The sequence below is a fragment of the Paenibacillus sp. CFBP13512 genome (assembly GCF_005233705.1).
Lineage (GTDB): Bacteria > Bacillota > Bacilli > Paenibacillales > Paenibacillaceae > Saccharibacillus > Saccharibacillus nuruki.
Genome location: NZ_QGAD01000018.1, coordinates 29,185 through 46,370 on the forward strand (window position 1 = coordinate 29,185; position 17,186 = coordinate 46,370).

Genomic DNA, 17,186 nt, shown 5'->3' on the forward strand with positions numbered 1-17,186 from the left:
GCGACAAGGGTAATATATTAAAAATAAGCGATGTAATTATCTGAAGGAGCACATACTTGATGACATTAGCCGAATGTTTGAGTCATTTACATCATGATCTATTACTTGTTAATATGCACAAGCCCGGTTATCTCACCCGTTCAGTTGCTGAATTGCAAAAAACGATTTCTCCAGACATACTGAATGAAGAAGGTTATGAACTGCGTACCCATGGTTTTAACTTTGGGCGTACGCAAAAAAAAGCGATTGGTAAAGTGAATGGCCCTAATTTATGGAACGAATGGTAATCAGCCTTTACACAGCGTTAACAATTGCACGTTATAATGACTCTATATGAGTTGTTTTGACACTTTATGACAAAGGTATTCGTATGATTTGGAATTACACATACTGCAAGTTACACTAGATAAAGAATATAGTTGGATAACAAAGATTAAGCGGAGGCATTATGGAAAATAAACAAGTGAACCATCCTACTCACTCAAGCTATATTAACCGTGATCTAAGCTGGATCGAATTCAACAGTCGGGTACTGGAAGAAGCTCAAGATCCAGACGCTCCCCTGTTAGAACGTATCAAATTTTTGGGCATTGTATCCCGTAATCTAGACGAATTTATGAGTGTACGTGTTGCTGGTATTCGCAATCAAATTAAAGAAGGTTATCTCAAAAAAGACTTTACCGGCTATACTCCGTCTGGTCTATTCAAACGTCTGACCAAAAAAGTAGAAAAAATGGTTCATACTCAATATCGTACATACCGTGAACTGATGCGTCTACTTGGTAAACAGGGCATTACGGTGAATCGTTATACCGATCTTAGTATCGCTCAGCGCAAAGCAGCAGATACTTATTATGAAGATGTCATTTTCCCTGTATTGACACCGATGGCAGTCGATCAGAGTCGTCCATTCCCATTGGTACATGGATTGAATGTCTACCTTTCTGTCGTGCTAGAGCATGGCGGTCGTGAACCCATTACTGAGAATGAACATGATGCGTTCTATTTTGCTATCGTACAGATTCCTTCTAATCTTCCAAGATTGGTTTCTTTACCTCACCGTCAAAATAGTAAAAAACAACAGTATATTATGCTTGAAGAATTGATCTGTCATCATATTCATACGTTGTTTGGAGGCTATCAACCTGTAGGGGTAAATGCTTTCCGTTTGACTCGTAATACCGATCTGGATATTAACGAAGAAGAAGCGGAAGATTTGCTAGAAGAAATTGAAAATAAACTACGCAAACGTCGTCGTGGTGCACCTGTACGTCTCGAAGTTGAAAAAGATTTCCATCCTTTTGCACTTCGTATGTTACAGGAAGAATTCGATGTGTCTGAAGCCGTGTATGAAATCGATGGACCTTTGGATCTTGGATTTTTGCTACCATTCTCAGACTCTATACAAAATCATGAATCGTTACGCTATCCACCAGAGATTCCACGGTATGCCCCTGAATTTCCAGAAGGCAGTGATACCGACTTTTTCAGCATCATTAAAGAGCGTGATGTATTGCTGTATCATCCGTATGAATCATTTGATGTAATCAGTGATTTTATTGAACAAGCGGCTGAAGATGATGATGTCATGGCAATCAAGATGACGTTGTATCGTGTAAGCGGACGTTCTTCGATTATTCAAGCGCTCGCCAAAGCTGCTGAATCGGGTAAACAGGTAACGGTTGTTGTTGAACTTAAAGCTAGATTTGATGAAGAACGTAATATTGCATGGGCACGTACTCTGGAAAAAGCAGGTTGTCATGTGGTCTATGGTCTAGTTGGACTCAAAACACATGCCAAATTAATTCTTGTGGTACGCCGTGAAGCCGATGGTCTCAAGCGTTATATTCATATCGGTACAGGAAACTATAATGCGTCTACTGCTAAATCATATACCGATATTGGTCTGTTAACGGTAAATCCTCATATTGGTGAAGATGCATCAGAAGTGTTTAACCATATTACAGGCTATACTGAAAGTCATGAATGGCAAGCCGTAGCGGTTGCGCCGGATACGATGATGAATAAATTTATCGAATTGATTCAACGGGAAGCTGAACATGCACGCAAAGGTAGACCTGCACGCATTATTGCCAAAATGAACTCGTTATCCAATCAACAAATTATCGACGAGTTATATATCGCTTCTCAAGCAGGCGTGAATATCGATCTGATTATACGTGGAGTGTGCTGTTTACGTCCGGGTGTCGTTGGCTTGAGTGAACGCATTACCGTTCGCAGTGTAGTCGATCGATATCTGGAACATTCACGGATCTATTCTTTTGAAAATGGTGGCGATCTTGAAATCTGGCTATCCAGTGCAGACTGGATGACTCGTAATCTAACCCGTCGTGTAGAGCTGATGTGTCCATTGTTTGATAAAAACACAAAAGCCACTATGCAGCGCATTCTAGCTCTTATCCTTGAGGATAATATCAAAGCTAGATTGCTACTACCTAGTGGCAGTTATGAGCGATTTGATAACGGTAAACCTCCGTTACGCAGTCAATTTAAAGCGTGGGAAATTAATTCTTGGAAACCATATGTACCACCAGTCTCACTCTTACGTCCCACTCCTTCTCCAAATCTCTAACCGCTTCCGTAATTTCATGTGTTTCCATAGAGGCTTCGGTATGACAGTGAACTGTCAGCTCGAAGTCTCTTCCTTTTCGTACGGCGACTAAGCGATCAACAGGTTGCGTTTCGCTCACATCCATAGCAGCAGCTAATTGAAGAACAGCGCCTAAGCGGCGAATACGTTCTTCGTCTTTAGGATGAAGAATATCGGCGTACTCGGTAGAGATCCTTCTTTTTTTGATTTTGCCTTTACTGCCGAAAATAGCGATAAATGCGACTAGCACCGTTTCCCGATGATTAAGTCCAGCTACAGCACGAGTCGTTAATAGATAACGAGTATGCTCTTCAAAGTCATGATAGCCAATTTTCATACCTACCCGATACATTAAAGAAGCGGTACGCAGGATTTTGCGATTAGAGACGTCTCCTTGACCTTCTCCAAGTGCTTCGTATAGTTCAGAAGATAACTGTTGCACCCAGCGTAAATGTCGTTGACGGGGCAAGGGCTCTCCGTGTAAAGCTGCACCGATCTCGTATTCCAATACATCTTCGACAATGGCATTGTCTTTGCCACGTTCCCATTCGAAGAACAATCCATCACGTAGACCTGTTCCACTAATCACATAATGAGAACAATGCATATAACGGAATAACGTATTTAAAATAATAACACCGGGCACAATAATATCACTACGAGTTTTGGATAGACCGGCAATGCGTTTGCGCTGATCATTACTCATAGCTGGAAGCTGTTGATAATAATAGTCAGTATCTTCTGCTTCTAGCGTATAATGATGAATCTGCTCCAGAGAATATTTTAATTTACGTTGATGCATTTTACCTACAGCACGAATCGTTCCACCTAGACCGACCATAGGAAGATCAGGGTGCTCACTAATCCATTCATGCTTTTGCGCGGCATCTAGCACCAGTTGTCGAAGTTCTTCAACCGAAGACTCTTCCCAACGCCCGGTCGTTTCATTGCCGAATCGCACATTCATATTGACAGCTCCGAAAGGAAAAGACACACTGGAAACGCGAGCACGATCACGGAATAAAGTAATCTCTGTACTTCCGCCTCCAATATCAATAATATAACCGTCTTCGATATCAATTCGGTTAACTACGCCAATAAAGCCGTAATGCCCTTCCATTTCACCCGGTAACAGTTCTATCGTGAGTCCAGTTTCACGGTTCAAGTAGTCGATGACTTCTTCGCCATTACTCGCATTACGAATAGCCGCTGTAGCCACAGCACGAATCTCTTCTACTTCATACGCTACACTGACTTCAGCAAACTGCTTTAGAACAGGCACGATCACACTGACCGCTTCAAGTGGCATATCTCCTTCAGGCGTAACTATTGCACTTAGACGAGCAGATTCTCGACATTCTTTGAGAACCTGATATCCGCCTCCATCCCCTGTCTCATAAATAACCAGACGAATCGAGTTCGATCCTATATCCATAATCCCTACACGGCGACGTTCTTCCTGCTCTCTCATCGTAGCTCCTCCTGACCTGTACAAGCTTCTATTTACAAAATATGCATCGTATCTTGATTACAGTTAAAGTCAGTCTATCTTATTTGCATCATTGTCACAATCGTTTATCTATCTGCATACGTATATATTTACTTATATAATCTTTGGGATATCATTGATGTGATCGGTAAAAAGAAATCTAAAAAACAAAAAGCCTCTGAGGAAATCCAGAGGCTTGATGCTTTTTTAAATATATCTATAGATATAAAGGAGAAGTTAACAATTATAGCAATTCAAGCATCGCTTTCGCTGTGCTTTCACTAGAAGCAGGATTTTGACCTGTTACTAATTTGCCATCAACGATAACATGGTCTGCAAAAGCAGAAGCGGCTACAAATGCTGCACCTTGCTCACGCAATTTGCTTTCTAATAGGAAAGGAACATATTTAGTCAATTTCACCATATCTTCTTCTTCATCTGTGAAACCTGTAATGTTTTTGCCTTGTACATAGTAAGTACCGTCTGCTTTTTTCACATCTACTAATGCACCAACGCCATGACATACAGCGCCAACAACACCATCATGTGATTCTGTATCATGAATCAATTGAGCGATCACAGGGTTGCTTGCGAAATCGACCATAGGACCGTGTCCACCTGCAAATAATACACCTGCAAAGTCGCTTACATTTACGTCTGCAAGAGCTTTAGTATCTTCAAGCATATCTGCTACCGATTGAAATTCAGCAGGAATACCGTCTGGAATAGAGTTTTGATCCAGTGTTACTTTACCGCCTTTAACCGATACGATCGTAGGTTCTACGCCTGCATCTTGAAATACATGATAAGGTGCAGCCAATTCTTCTAACCATAGTCCTGTTGGGTGTCCGTTCATTTTTGTAGCACTTGTCGCTACTAACAATACTTTTTTAGTCATATTAATCGACTCCTTCGAAGTTTTATATTTTTAAAAGATTAAGATGTATTACGTATATGAAACGAATGCAATCGTTAGTTATATACTCCACTCAATACATAGTATACAACTTTTTTGTGCACAATCAAATTTTTAGCAAAAAAATTTTGAGTATGAAACAATAAAGTACGCTACTTTAGTATCGTCGCTCTCTATTACTTTAACCTTAAATCAAAGCTGTCAAACGATATACATAAAAATGATTACTTTCTTTGCTTGTTATTTTACCTTGGTTGCTACAATTCGCCCTATCTCCACCAGAAGAAAATATCTAATACAGTGTGCAAAAAAGATTCTAGCTTTTTCTCTTTGTTTCGTTTAGACCGCTTTGGTTTTCGTTGCATACTTCTTTGTCTCCTTATTCGCTTTATATTGCCTGTCTATTTAAAATGCCAATAGGGTAGCAAAAAATGAACAGATTAAAGGACATCCCTCTAATCTGTTCGATATTTTCATTATCCTTCACTGGATAGCTTCACCTTATTAAATGAGCTTGGTTGAATCACTCTGACGCAATCCATGTTGATACAAATCATAAAAATGGTGCGTAGGACCGGGACCTGAACCCAGATTCAACGAATGACGAATCGCTGTGGTTACATAAGCTTTGGCTTGCTTAACCGCTTCGTGCAGATCACCACTTAATGCAAGCCCTGCTGCAATAGCAGAAGAATACGTGCATCCTGTACCATGCGTATTCAAAGTAGAAATTCGTTTTTCTGTAAAATAATACATTTGCTGACCATCATATAATATATCTGTAGCTTCATCGCCAAGTGAGTGCCCACCTTTGATAAGTACATGACGTACGCCTTGATCGGCTATTCGCTTAGCAGCTTCTTCCATATCCTGTATCGATTCAATCGTTATCCCTGTAATTCGCTCTGCTTCTGGAATATTAGGTGTTAGGATATCGGCAAGTGGTAAAATGTCTCGAATCAATGTACCTACTGCCTCTTGTTTCATTAATGGGCTTCCATTTTTGGCATACATGACAGGATCGATCACAATATGCTCAGGACGATACTGCTTAAGCTTATAAGCAACAGCTTCCATACAATCACGATCCGATAACATACCAATCTTAACAGCATCTGTTCCGATATCTTCATAGATTGCATCAATCTGATCGCTGATTATTTCTGGCGTGATATTCTGAATACTGATCACACGAGCTGTATTCTCAGCCACTACAGATACAATCACACTCATACCGAATACACCATACGCTGAAAATGTTTTGAGATCTGCCTGTATGCCAGCGCCTCCGCTACAATCAGAGCCTGCAATCGTTAGTAATTTTTTCATCATTCGTCTCCTAATCTCAATAGAATAGAAGTAGCTTTGGTTACTGCACAGCCACTGTTGCTAAGCGATCTGTAATAGTGACTTTGGCTTGTTCGATCCAATTTCTTGCATCTGGTCCCATTTTGAATATTTTGTTATCGGGATGAGTAGCAATCGGGATCAATTGGCTATAAATCGGGAATTGCTGTTGCATTTTTTGATATACACTATGTCTTGCAGGTAACAAATATTGAGGATACACTTTAGCATCATTTGGAGAAATAGCATCTACCATCGTTTGACTAGCTGTAATCACATTTGCTAATTTGATAGCAATGTCTTGCTTGGCAGGATCTGTAATAGCCGAATTCACACCAACCATATCTCCATAAAACACAGGAATATCTGTCTTATTGGACATGGAGATCGTTTTAAAATTCACATCATCTGCATAATCACCCATACTAGACATTGCTTCTGTATATCCAATAAATGCACGACCTATACCGCTACGGAACCAATCTGCTCGAATATAAGCATCGTTGTTGTCAGGCCAGTACTCAATTTGATCTTTACCACCCATTTTTTGTAATTGTTTTAGACTTTTAAATGCTTTTGAATTTAATGTATTAGGGTCAGGTAAAACGGTATAATCGCTATATTCTTGACGAGTATCTAACAACGCATCAAGGTACATAGCTGCTTTGGTAGTACCGCCAGACATATCAATCAGCAACCCTTCATTATTGTCAGGAATAACGCCTGTCGATTGTCGTTCACCTAAAATGCGATATAAGTCGGGTACACTACGAACAGAGGCAAGGGCTGTATCATCTTCCCGATAAAATAATAAATTCGTACACACAATTTGCGGAATACAGTAGGCTGCTCCATTTACTGTACATCCTTCCATAGCAAAATCAATAATATCTTGGCGATCTTGAATTTTATTTTGTGGTATCGCTTTCAAATAACCCTTATCTACAAAATGAGATAAAAAAATCGCATCAAATACGAACACATCTATATTCGCATCTGGATCAGCTTCATATCCATCCCATTTGACAAAATTCAAGCGTACATTAGGCTCGACTTCTGCCCAATTTTTCACTACAGCTTGCTGAAAACGTTCTGGATCAGGAACATAATCGTATAATGCTACATTGATGACTGTTGGTTGATCTGTAGCCGCTGCATAACTGTAACTAGCATTGGGCAGGATACCAAACATCATTAGAAACGAAATAACAACCAAAAATCCTTTTTGGCGAACAGTACTATTCCTCATTATTATTACCCCATCTCTTTGTATCGATTGGTCTATCACATGCTTACGCCGATTTTATAGCTTTATAGATAACAAAAGGGGCTTGATACTGCTCATCACCCCATTTCGAGTGATCGTATTGCTCCTCATACTGACGCAACTTGCTGACCGAAATATCATCAATACATGGTTCCATGATCTGAATAGAATCAAAACCTGCTTGTTCTAACATCTCTTCATAAAAACGCTTGGACCAATAAAAATCATTTAAGATTAAATCTGAACTTTCAGGAATCTTGAGAAACTGTTGTTTGCGGTCTCCGTCTGTATATTTCTTTCCTTTTTCTCCATTGCGAAATGTAGTGAACTCATATCCGGTTGCATCTGGATTCGAATCCAATACTAATAACGGCTTGCCCGGCTTCAGTACTCGGTAGATTTCTGTAAGCATATGACGAATATGATCTACACTAGAATTATTAATAATCACAAAACAGTTCACAGCGCAATCTATCGAATCCGATTCTAAAAAGTCTAATTGATTATTGTGAATCAATTGATAATTGATCTGCGGATGTGCTCGTTGATCTGTTGCTATTTTCAACATATTCTCTGACTCATCTACAGCAATGACTTGATAACGCTGGTGTTGATTTGCTATGCGTTCAGCCACTTTTCCAGGGCCACAGCCATAATCAAGGATCATATGAATAGTAGGATCTGAATCCAACACAGCAAACAAATAACGGAACCCTAAGATATCTTCTAACATATCGTTATACGCATTGAATTGAGTGGATACAGTATTTTCTTTCCAAGAAGTATGCATTACATCTCCTCCATTATGATCGAAAAGTAAGATTCCCACTTCTGCTGAACAAGCATCTGATAAAGGGGAATCAATTTTTGGTAAAGCGCATGGTCTATTACTTGCTTTTGTTGAATCGATTGATACACAGCGAATAGCAAAATCACCTGTTTCCAGTAATCATCTATATCCAAACGATCAATATCCACTGGCTCTAAAGTTATTGTTCCTTGTCTAAGTTGCTGTTCATACTCAAAAACAACTTGCAGATCTGATCGATTATCTTTTAGAGGCATAGGAGGAAAAGGATAGGCTGGTACAGTTCCGATCTGTTTAGCTTTGGAGAGTACTGTCTTCGTCTGGACATAATCTGTCTCGTAAATGTGGACAGAAGCTACATTATGATAGTATTTCCCTACCTCTAGTCCTAACTCGGTAGCCATAAGTTCTTGTAGAAAAGTAAACGAAAATACATCACTCAGCATGCCACGGTAAGCATCATTTGCACGCATATAACTACTCATATACAGTTGATCTTCACGGATAAAAAACTGCAATCCGATAGTACAAGACACATCAATATTTTCTAGTTGAAGTACTTCACTGGCATCAAAAATAGATAGAAATGCACGTTTGGAATCAGGATCTTCACGAAGCACTTCTTTAATACGCTCCCATTGATTTAAGTGCTTATCCCCATATGCAAATAATTTGGGTTCATAAGCTGTTCCTGTTAATGTGCGACCGTCTGCCGAATATTTGCTCATATTGCTGGCATAATAATGGATAAAGTCCAGATTATTACTACCTGATAGATACCATAAAGCTTCTGCAAAATTAAAAATAATATTGGTCTTCCGCTCGGGTACATAACAAATGCGTTCAATAGGAGACTCAATTCCATACGTATAATTCAGAACTTCCCGGCTTCGATTGCCACGTGGCTGATTATAGAATTGCGGCTTATGATATACCTCGGCAAGCGTATACAGATAAGCATCATGAAAATGATTAAAGATCATAAGCAATAAGCCTTTCTTGCAATAGCTGTTCCAACTGCTGAATACAATCTTCTTCCGTATGATACGTTACATAATCAACAGGACATACCGTGTGTAAGCCTCTCACCAGATAAGCGTACTGTTCAAGATCATGATCTAATAGTAAAATCATATTTTTCTGCATAGCAGATGCCCAACCTATTTCGATATGAGTTCCTGGGGATGCTGGGATACCGGGCAAAGCTACAAATAAATCACATTTTTCAATCTCGTCAAAATCAATTTTGGTGCATTGTTCTGGAGGCATAAATTTCTGTCCCCATTGTTCTCTTTTATGCGCATTATGTACCTCATAACCTCGATTTTCAAAAAAATCGATCAATCTTATTAAGAAATTCTGCGTTCCTTTTTCCAAGGTAGCTGTTTCCATATTCATTAGATTTTTAAAAGGAGCTGCCAAAAATAATTTTTTATTCATATTCTACCCTCCAATGATATTTTATTTACAATATATACTAAATAATATCATTTAATGTTATTTTAGTAAATAAAGGGTATTAACCCAAAAATGTTTTCTGATCTAAGGAAAGTGTATAATAGACTCAAAATTCAATGATTCTATTTCGTTTAGGAGGAAATACTTTGTCTGTCGTTATTGATGAACTTTATGCAGGGATTGCTGTCATTATTTTTAATGCCGAGGGTCATGTCTTTTTGCAACAGCGGCTTGATGTCGGACAATGGGGCATACCTTCAGGACATGTAGAAAAAGGAGAAACAGTCACGCAAGCAGTTGTACGAGAGCTGAAAGAAGAAACAGGATTAGATGTAGAAGTCACACGCTTAATTGGGGTCTATTCTGATCCAGATAGCCAGATTTTTGAATATCCTAATGGAAAAAATGTTCATTTTATTACCAATTGTTTTGAAGCAATTATTATCGGTGGCGAGCTTATCGTCGATCCTAAAGAATCGCTTGATTATCAATTTTTCCCTACCGATCAGTTACCCGCCAATCTACTTCGTATGCATCCTAGATGGTTAGCCGATGCGCTAGAGCAACGACCTCAAGCTTTTATTCGATAAATCTTCTCATATCGGTCAGTAAGCAAAAAGAAGGCAGACCTTTATTAAGGTTGCCTTCTTTTTGCTTACTCATTATTTCACTTAAGAAATGAAGCCTTTATTCAGATTTCCTTACCACCCTTTTTTTACCAACCATAAGCAAAAATATTGTTACTATTTCAAGAAGACGATGTAACTTTTTATATATTCATTTCGTTTAAAATAAAGTTCAGATGTTACATTTTATGTTGTGTCGATCTTAATTACTTGTTGTGTCCATTTAAAAAAAGTAGCATTTGTCCGATAATAAGATTTTACCACCTGGCTATAAAGGAGTACTTAAACACGAATGAAAAAGCATTGGAAAAAATATGCACTTGCCCTCATGGCAGTATTACTGGTTGTCTATGTTCTCGGGGTGAATTTCCCCAAATCTTCTATCCTTGCACATAAAATATGTAGCTCATGGGTCGCTGCTCAGAATGAAGTCTTTTATTATGAACATCGTGATGCACTTAATCAACGTAATGTTGCACTAGCCGCAGATTATGTTGCTCCTGAAGGTACAGCCGATAAGATCCCTGTACTGATGTATCATTATATTACCCCTAAAAAGGATAATACCGAGCCTACTAATAATTCGATTGTAAATTTGGAATCATTTGAAGCAGATATGAAATACTTGCACGATAACGGTTACCATACGGCAACTCTACAACAGTTAGAACAATATGTGGATGAAGAAATTTCGTTACCTGACAAAACAGTCGTGATCTCATTTGATGATGGGTATCAAAACAATATTATCTATGCGTATCCGATTCTCAAAAAATATGGATTCCATGCAACATTATTCGTGATTGGTTCACGGATTCAAGACAAAACGACAGCATTTGATCCCCACAAAACAAGCTATGTATCCAAAGAAGAAATGGAAGCTTCTAAAGATGTATTTGAATATAACAGTCATACGTATAATCTACATTACAAAACTTTACTTCACTGTGGCGATGATTATGCTGCTGGTATGAATGAAGCAAGCTTTATCGCTGATGATAAAATTATGCGTTCTGAAGCAGGGATCAATACTCCTTACTTTGCTTATCCATTCGGGGATTTCCGTATGCAAATGGTCTATGCACTGAAAGAGTCTGGATATCGTATGGCATTTACAGTACACCAAGGATTTGTCCGACCTGGAGATGATCCACTGACCCTCAAGCGATTAACGGTGGTATCAAATACGAATATTGATGAGTTGCTTCATATGAATCATGATCCGGATGGTACTTCACCTGTTGCTCCTTAATGTAGATATTCACACCACCATAGAATAGATCACAAAAAAAGCTACTTCTCTATAGGTCATCAACCTATAAACAGAAGTAGCTTTTTTGTGATCATCATTCGTACGTGTGTTTAATTCGCTGTTGGCAAAGCAGGCAGATCTGCTGGATTCGAAGCTTCTGTAGGACGATCAAGCAATCCGCCTACACCGTAATCTGCAAAGTTTTTGATAAATTGAAGGGCTTCTGCACGAGTTAATGCTTTGCTTCCTTTAAAAGAAGCGATCGACACTTGAGAAGCATCACTGCCGTTAGCTAGACCTAGAGCTAACATATATTGAATCGCATCATTGCCCGTATAATTCACACCTTCGGCAGAAGAGATCAATTGTGCAACCCCGGTACGAGTAAGAATCTGATTACGAGTAGTTGTATTGGTATAACTGCTCACTGGATAATTCAAAGCTTTGGCACGAGCATAATAAGGATTTGCCCAGTTCCCTGTTTTACTACTCGTCACTTCTGGTTCAAATGTGCGAATCAACATCGCTAAAAATTCAGCTTCGCTAACTGTTTTGTTTGGTTTGAACTGACCGTCTTTGTATCCATTGACTAAGCCTGCTTCATATCCCCATTGAATCGTATCTTTTGCCCAGTAACTATTCGAAATATCTGAAAAAGGAAGCCCATCGGCGGCTTGCGCTTTGGTAGAAGAGATTGTGCCCCATAAAGAGAATGCCAGACATAGGGTAAGACCTATTTGAAGCCATGATTTGATTTTCATTAGTATGCACCTTTCTTATCTATATTTTTAACGTGTTGTAAATTGTAAGATTAGTGGCGTGGTGGATGAGACTTGTTGATCACTTTTCGCTGTTGGCTTCGCTTTGATGCCTTTTTCGATAATGATATTGTACGTTTCGTTTTTGGCAAATCCACTTGCTGTTGGTGTGATAAAGATACGATTCCATTTCACCGAGACATTTACATTAGTTACTACTTCTCCATTACTGTTAAGCACTGTGACATGATCCGGTGTCATAGAAGAGGAATCGATATATTTGTATTGTTTATTTTTGAGTGCAACTTGCAAGCTGATACTTACCGGAATCGAAGGAGATAATTGCGCTTTACTTGGCAAGTCTTTGATTCCCATCGTTTGCTTAATCTGTGATAATTGCTTTTGGAAATTAGCATCACTTACATTTTTGCCATCAAATTTAGCTTTAAGCCAGTCTGCTGCTTTACCTGATGTTTTGGCTGTATTGAGTTGTTGTGTTGCTTTTTGAGTCGGTGTTGGTGTTGGAGCAACAGCTGGTGCTGTAACGGTTGTACTTGGTGTTGATGGTTGGCGTGGAATACCGCCGCCACCTCCACCACCACCGCCTCCGCCCCCACCACCAGATGGAACAGCAGCGACTAGATTAGTTGGTGCTGGTGTGGTAACCACAGGTACAGTTACAGCTGGTGTTGGCGCGAATACAGGTGTTGGTGTTGGAATAACTGGTTTACTTTCCACTACAGGTGTAGCTTCAGTAGACGGTGATAATGTCTGACCTGAGATGGATTTCCCAGTGGATTCGTTGCCTGTTGTATCTACCGTTTTTAGTGTAAATGAGTATGTTGTCGATGGAGACAACCCTTCAGCTTGATATACATTTTTGGTTACAGAAGTTACTAATTTGCCTGTATCATTATAGACATTTACTTTTGCAAAATCTTTGTCGACCGGGTTCTGCCAGTTCAATGTTAAAGAGTTCGTTGTTGCTTGACTGACTGTTAATCCATTTACTTCTGCTGGAGCTGTTTTATCTACTTTAGGAGCGAAAGTAACGAATCCATATCCATATAAATTGTCTCTTCCTGATGCTCCTAGATCGACAATATAATCTTCCAAATCCGTACGTAAATTCGCAATCGATTCCGAAGGATGTTCTTGTTTTAAAATTGCCAGTATACCTGCAATATGAGGAGCCGCTTGAGAAGTTCCGCTAGCTACAGCATATTTACCATTTAAATACGTAGACACAATATCAACACCAGGTGCAGAGACTTCCACTTTAGGACCTGTAGAAGAAAAATCGCCCCGATTCAAATTTTTGTCGACTGCGGCTACAGCGATCACGCTACTGTATTGTGCAGGATAATTAACTGTATCTGTTCCTGCTCCACTATTTCCCGCAGAACAGACCACTAAAATACCATTGTTATACGCTTTATCGACCATATCGTGTAATGCTTGTGAATCATATTCAGTTCCTAACGACATATTGATAATATCCATACGATTTTGGATCGCCCAATCGATTCCTTCTAGCACATCTTGCAGATTTCCTTTGCCATCTGCACCTAATGCTTTGACACCATATAACTGCACGCCAGGAGCCGTTCCTGTTACAGCACCATCGCCACTATGAGCAGCAATAATGCCACTTACATGTGTTCCATGGCCATTATCATCTGCGTATGAAGTTGTATAATCGACCGTGGATACACCACCAGCAATCGTAAGTTCACTATGAGCCGCTACTCCTGAATCGATAACAGCTACTTTGATACCTGATCCGTTGTATCCTTTATCCCACATTTGATTAGGTTGTACTGCTTGATAATTCCATTGCGATTGCTCTGTTGCATTGACAGTAGATCCTAATACTTGAAAATCAGAAGAATCGGTAACTTGAAACGGAACATTACGCTCGATATACGCAATATTGGGATCTTGCACCAAATCTTGCAATTCACCTGCACTGACGGTTGCGGATACCGCAGGTAATGTTTTGAATTCATGTTGTACTTCTACACTTTGCTCAATAGCAGCTTCTTTACCTGCTTGATTTTTATACACAATAACGACTTCTTGATCTGCTCCTGTGATAGAAGCAGTAGACTCTTCTCCATATACTAATCCGGTATGAACCAAAGATAATGTAAGCAGTGACGAGACTACGATAGCTATATATTTTTTCATTCAACTGATTCTCCTTTTTCTCTTATAAAGTAATGCCTTACCTACCACTTGCTATCTATAATACGTAGATTCTTTTGATTAAGATTACGTAAAATTAAATAGCGAAAAATATAATTTAAGACAGTAAATATTCTTTTTTGGTACTGATCAGATCCTGTCTACATTAGTCTTTCGAGTAATTTCGACATTTATCTTATAAGATTTATCGGACGACTTTACAGAATTATGTATACTAATTATAAAAAAAAAGCCCTCTCCAATGGAAAGGGCTTGGTCTTACGTAAATTGATATATATGGAATTAACCTCTTGGTACTTCTGTTGCGTTGAACAGTTTCGCATCCAAAGGTGCACCTGCAAATTCTTTCATATCTTTAACGAATTTTTGGAAATGAGCACTTTGGTTGTGTTCTTGTACAGCTTGCTCATCTTTCCATTCTTCTACCATTGTGAAGAAGTTAGGTTGGTGAAGATCGCGCATCAATGTATAACGGATACAACCTGCTTCTGCTTGAGAAGCACTAACCAAACCTTCTGCTTCTACTAAAAATTCTTCTACTCTGTCAGGTTTAATCGTGATATTAGCATGAATAACAAACATATAAGTAAACCTCCTATAAGTATATAATGTAATATGATTTTTTTAATGTTCTAAAAATCTCACTTACTAATTATAACCTATATGATGACAAAACCCAAATGATATTGCAAACCTACAATATCATCGTACAAAAAGCTACCTCTCGAAAGAAGTAGCTTTTGTGTGGGACAAGCTTATTTTACCTATTAAACAACAGGCAATTGCATAACTTCATATACTTTGACTTTCAAAGGTGCAGCTGCCATATCTTTTGTATCATTGATATGCTTGAGAAAATGAGCACTTTGTTCGTGAGCTCTAAGCGCTTCTTGGCTTTCCCATTCTTCGACCATCGTGAATAGGTTGGATTGATGTAAATCCACCATCAATGTATAACGAATATTGCCTTCTTCTGCTTGTGAAGCATTTACAAAAGGATCAGCAAGTTGTAGAAAATTTTCTACGTGTTCGGGTTGGATCAATATTTCGGCATGAATTACTAACATTGGGGTAAAGCCTCCTATAAATAATAAACTGGCACGACTTATTAATTATATAGTAATTCCGCTCAAAACCCAACTATAACTCTAAGAATACTCATCAGATCAGCAAATTAAACAAATTCAGATCACGATTAAGCTCGGTGTATTTAATACCATGTGCTTCCATTCGTTCCACTAATGCACCGTAATCTTCTGGTGTACTCAGTTCAATACCTACCAGTGCTGGGCCATTTTCTTTATTGTGTTTTTTGGTATATTCAAAGCGAGCAATATCATCATTCGGCCCTAATACTTTTTCCAAAAATTCACGCAAAGCTCCCGCACGTTGAGGGAAGTTGATCATAAAGTAATGCTTCAATCCTTCATAGATCAATGAACGTTCTTTAATCTCTTGCATCCGATCAATATCGTTATTGCCGCCGCTAATAATACAGACTACTGTTTTGCCTTTAATCTGCTCGCGATACATATCAAGCGCCGCAATAGGTAATGCGCCTGCTGGTTCAGCTACAATCGCATTTTCATTATACAGATCCAGAATAGCCGAACATACTTTACCTTCAGGCACTTTCACCACATCATTTAATACATCACGGCAAATATCAAAAGTAAGCTGACCGACACGTTTTACTGCTGCGCCATCAATAAACTTATCAATTTCACCAAGTGTGACTACTTCATTACGAGCAATAGCTTCACTCATCGAAGCCGCACCTGCTGGTTCCACACCAATCAATTGTGTAGATGGACTCATCGTATGCATGTATTGACCAACACCAGCAGCTAGACCACCGCCACCAATCGTAAGAAAAATATAATCAGCAGGTACGTCTAAACTTTCCATAATTTCCATGCCGATTGTACCATTACCTGCAATAATCTTCGGATCGTCAAATGGATGAATAAATGCCATCCCTTGTTCTTCACACGTTTTCATTGCTTCTTCATAAGCGTCATCAAATGTATCGCCAACCAGAATCACTTCTACATTTTTGCCACCGAACTTTTTCACCATTTTCACTTTTTGATTCGGTGTCGTACTTGGCATATAGATTTTGCCGTGAATATTCAGAGCATCACAAGAAAAAGCTACACCTTGCGCATGATTACCTGCACTAGCACATACAATCCCTTTGTCTAATTCTGCTTGGGAAAGACTACGAATACGGTTATACGACCCGCGGATTTTGAAAGAACGAACGACTTGCATATCTTCACGTTTCAAAAAGATATTACATTCGTATCTTTCAGATAAGGTATTATCTCGTTGTAAAGGGGTACGTACGATTACTTCGCGTAATACATGATGGGCACGTACGATATCTTCCATGCCTACGATTTGCGGATTATATTCACCAGTTGCTGTCATTGATTCTCTCCTC

16 protein-coding genes are annotated in these 17,186 nt (G+C 39.0%); 4 read left to right on the forward strand and 12 right to left on the reverse strand.

Annotation, left to right across the window (positions count from 1 at the left end; all coding sequences use genetic code 11):
* Nucleotides 1-59 precede the first annotated feature (59 nt).
* The gene (locus tag PaeCFBP13512_RS19435; protein ID WP_069327508.1) at nucleotides 60-287 is read left to right on the forward strand and encodes a hypothetical protein; all 228 of its coding nucleotides are present in this window, start codon (nucleotides 60-62) and stop codon (nucleotides 285-287) included.
* 161 nt (nucleotides 288-448) lie between these two features.
* Nucleotides 449-2,593 (forward strand): polyphosphate kinase 1, encoded by a 2,145-nt coding sequence (ppk1, locus tag PaeCFBP13512_RS19440; protein WP_137225451.1) that lies wholly within the window; start codon nucleotides 449-451, stop codon nucleotides 2,591-2,593.
* On the opposite strand, the gene PaeCFBP13512_RS19445 is transcribed toward ppk1, so the two are convergent.
* The 7 genes from PaeCFBP13512_RS19445 to PaeCFBP13512_RS19475 all read right to left on the reverse strand — a co-directional run bounded on the left by PaeCFBP13512_RS19445 (nucleotide 2,526) and on the right by PaeCFBP13512_RS19475 (nucleotide 9,878).
* Entirely contained in the window at nucleotides 2,526-4,082 is a 1,557-nt protein-coding gene (locus PaeCFBP13512_RS19445) for a Ppx/GppA family phosphatase (RefSeq protein ID WP_137225453.1), read from the reverse strand. The genes ppk1 and PaeCFBP13512_RS19445 overlap by 68 nt on opposite strands.
* A 262-nt stretch (nucleotides 4,083-4,344) precedes the next feature.
* Complete coding sequence (locus tag PaeCFBP13512_RS19450) at nucleotides 4,345-4,998, reverse strand: type 1 glutamine amidotransferase domain-containing protein (RefSeq protein ID WP_137225455.1); 654 nt, start codon at nucleotides 4,996-4,998, stop codon at nucleotides 4,345-4,347.
* 522 nt (nucleotides 4,999-5,520) lie between these two features.
* A complete protein-coding gene (gene thiD, locus PaeCFBP13512_RS19455; protein ID WP_137225457.1) occupies nucleotides 5,521-6,345 on the reverse strand; it encodes a bifunctional hydroxymethylpyrimidine kinase/phosphomethylpyrimidine kinase in 825 nt (274 codons plus the stop codon).
* Nucleotides 6,346-6,385: 40 nt separating this feature from the next.
* A complete protein-coding gene (bcmE, locus tag PaeCFBP13512_RS19460; RefSeq protein ID WP_137225459.1) occupies nucleotides 6,386-7,612 on the reverse strand; it encodes a thiamine pyridinylase in 1,227 nt (408 codons plus the stop codon).
* A gap of 43 nt (nucleotides 7,613-7,655) precedes the next feature.
* Nucleotides 7,656-8,420, reverse strand: a complete 765-nt coding sequence (locus PaeCFBP13512_RS19465) for a class I SAM-dependent methyltransferase (protein WP_137225461.1) — start codon at nucleotides 8,418-8,420, stop codon at nucleotides 7,656-7,658.
* Nucleotides 8,420-9,421 carry a thymidylate synthase gene (locus PaeCFBP13512_RS19470; protein ID WP_137225463.1) on the reverse strand — a complete coding sequence of 334 codons (1,002 nt, stop codon included), beginning with the start codon at nucleotides 9,419-9,421 and terminating at the stop codon, nucleotides 8,420-8,422. The genes PaeCFBP13512_RS19465 and PaeCFBP13512_RS19470 overlap by 1 nt, the downstream gene beginning before the upstream one ends.
* The gene (locus PaeCFBP13512_RS19475) at nucleotides 9,411-9,878 is read right to left on the reverse strand and encodes a nucleoside 2-deoxyribosyltransferase (protein WP_137225465.1); all 468 of its coding nucleotides are present in this window, start codon (nucleotides 9,876-9,878) and stop codon (nucleotides 9,411-9,413) included. The genes PaeCFBP13512_RS19470 and PaeCFBP13512_RS19475 overlap by 11 nt, the downstream gene beginning before the upstream one ends.
* Before the next feature lie 164 nt (nucleotides 9,879-10,042).
* Here PaeCFBP13512_RS19475 and PaeCFBP13512_RS19480 point away from each other — a divergent pair, with 164 nt between their 5' ends.
* Nucleotides 10,043-10,486 carry an NUDIX domain-containing protein gene (locus PaeCFBP13512_RS19480; protein WP_241669436.1) on the forward strand — a complete coding sequence of 148 codons (444 nt, stop codon included), beginning with the start codon at nucleotides 10,043-10,045 and terminating at the stop codon, nucleotides 10,484-10,486.
* Nucleotides 10,487-10,814: 328 nt separating this feature from the next.
* Complete coding sequence (locus PaeCFBP13512_RS19485; protein ID WP_069327518.1) at nucleotides 10,815-11,774, forward strand: polysaccharide deacetylase family protein; 960 nt, start codon at nucleotides 10,815-10,817, stop codon at nucleotides 11,772-11,774.
* Between the two features lie 110 nt (nucleotides 11,775-11,884).
* Here PaeCFBP13512_RS19485 and PaeCFBP13512_RS19490 read toward each other — a convergent pair whose 3' ends face one another.
* The 5 genes from PaeCFBP13512_RS19490 to ilvA form a co-directional block, all read right to left on the reverse strand.
* The gene (locus tag PaeCFBP13512_RS19490) at nucleotides 11,885-12,535 is read right to left on the reverse strand and encodes an S-layer homology domain-containing protein (RefSeq protein ID WP_137225467.1); all 651 of its coding nucleotides are present in this window, start codon (nucleotides 12,533-12,535) and stop codon (nucleotides 11,885-11,887) included.
* A 27-nt stretch (nucleotides 12,536-12,562) separates the two neighbouring features.
* Nucleotides 12,563-14,722, reverse strand: coding sequence for a S8 family serine peptidase (locus PaeCFBP13512_RS19495; protein WP_137225469.1), 2,160 nt, complete (start codon nucleotides 14,720-14,722; stop codon nucleotides 12,563-12,565).
* Nucleotides 14,723-15,022: 300 nt separating this feature from the next.
* Nucleotides 15,023-15,322 (reverse strand): putative quinol monooxygenase, encoded by a 300-nt coding sequence (locus PaeCFBP13512_RS19500; RefSeq protein WP_069327521.1) that lies wholly within the window; start codon nucleotides 15,320-15,322, stop codon nucleotides 15,023-15,025.
* A gap of 185 nt (nucleotides 15,323-15,507) precedes the next feature.
* Entirely contained in the window at nucleotides 15,508-15,807 is a 300-nt protein-coding gene (locus PaeCFBP13512_RS19505; RefSeq protein ID WP_137225471.1) for a putative quinol monooxygenase, read from the reverse strand.
* A 94-nt stretch (nucleotides 15,808-15,901) separates the two neighbouring features.
* On the reverse strand, nucleotides 15,902-17,173 hold the full coding sequence (ilvA, locus tag PaeCFBP13512_RS19510; RefSeq protein ID WP_137225473.1) for a threonine ammonia-lyase IlvA: 1,272 nt from the start codon (nucleotides 17,171-17,173) through the stop codon (nucleotides 15,902-15,904).
* Nucleotides 17,174-17,186 lie beyond the last annotated feature (13 nt).

What these genes read in the sequence shown, in the direction of transcription:
- PaeCFBP13512_RS19450 (WP_137225455.1), bottom strand. Translation starts at nt 4,998, where the DNA reads ATGACTAAAAAAGTATTGTTAGTAGCGACAAGTGCTACAAAAATGAAC.
- PaeCFBP13512_RS19505 (WP_137225471.1), bottom strand. Translation starts at nt 15,807, where the DNA reads ATGTTAGTAATTCATGCCGAAATATTGATCCAACCCGAACACGTAGAA.
- PaeCFBP13512_RS19470 (WP_137225463.1), bottom strand. Translation starts at nt 9,421, where the DNA reads ATGATCTTTAATCATTTTCATGATGCTTATCTGTATACGCTTGCCGAG.
- PaeCFBP13512_RS19500 (WP_069327521.1), bottom strand. Translation starts at nt 15,322, where the DNA reads ATGTTTGTTATTCATGCTAATATCACGATTAAACCTGACAGAGTAGAA.
- ppk1 (WP_137225451.1), top strand. Translation starts at nt 449, where the DNA reads ATGGAAAATAAACAAGTGAACCATCCTACTCACTCAAGCTATATTAAC.
- PaeCFBP13512_RS19465 (WP_137225461.1), bottom strand. Translation starts at nt 8,420, where the DNA reads ATGCATACTTCTTGGAAAGAAAATACTGTATCCACTCAATTCAATGCG.
- PaeCFBP13512_RS19435 (WP_069327508.1), top strand. Translation starts at nt 60, where the DNA reads ATGACATTAGCCGAATGTTTGAGTCATTTACATCATGATCTATTACTT.
- PaeCFBP13512_RS19475 (WP_137225465.1), bottom strand. Translation starts at nt 9,878, where the DNA reads ATGAATAAAAAATTATTTTTGGCAGCTCCTTTTAAAAATCTAATGAAT.
- PaeCFBP13512_RS19490 (WP_137225467.1), bottom strand. Translation starts at nt 12,535, where the DNA reads ATGAAAATCAAATCATGGCTTCAAATAGGTCTTACCCTATGTCTGGCA.
- PaeCFBP13512_RS19485 (WP_069327518.1), top strand. Translation starts at nt 10,815, where the DNA reads ATGAAAAAGCATTGGAAAAAATATGCACTTGCCCTCATGGCAGTATTA.
- ilvA (WP_137225473.1), bottom strand. Translation starts at nt 17,173, where the DNA reads ATGACAGCAACTGGTGAATATAATCCGCAAATCGTAGGCATGGAAGAT.
- bcmE (WP_137225459.1), bottom strand. Translation starts at nt 7,612, where the DNA reads ATGAGGAATAGTACTGTTCGCCAAAAAGGATTTTTGGTTGTTATTTCG.
- PaeCFBP13512_RS19495 (WP_137225469.1), bottom strand. Translation starts at nt 14,722, where the DNA reads ATGAAAAAATATATAGCTATCGTAGTCTCGTCACTGCTTACATTATCT.
- PaeCFBP13512_RS19445 (WP_137225453.1), bottom strand. Translation starts at nt 4,082, where the DNA reads ATGAGAGAGCAGGAAGAACGTCGCCGTGTAGGGATTATGGATATAGGA.
- thiD (WP_137225457.1), bottom strand. Translation starts at nt 6,345, where the DNA reads ATGAAAAAATTACTAACGATTGCAGGCTCTGATTGTAGCGGAGGCGCT.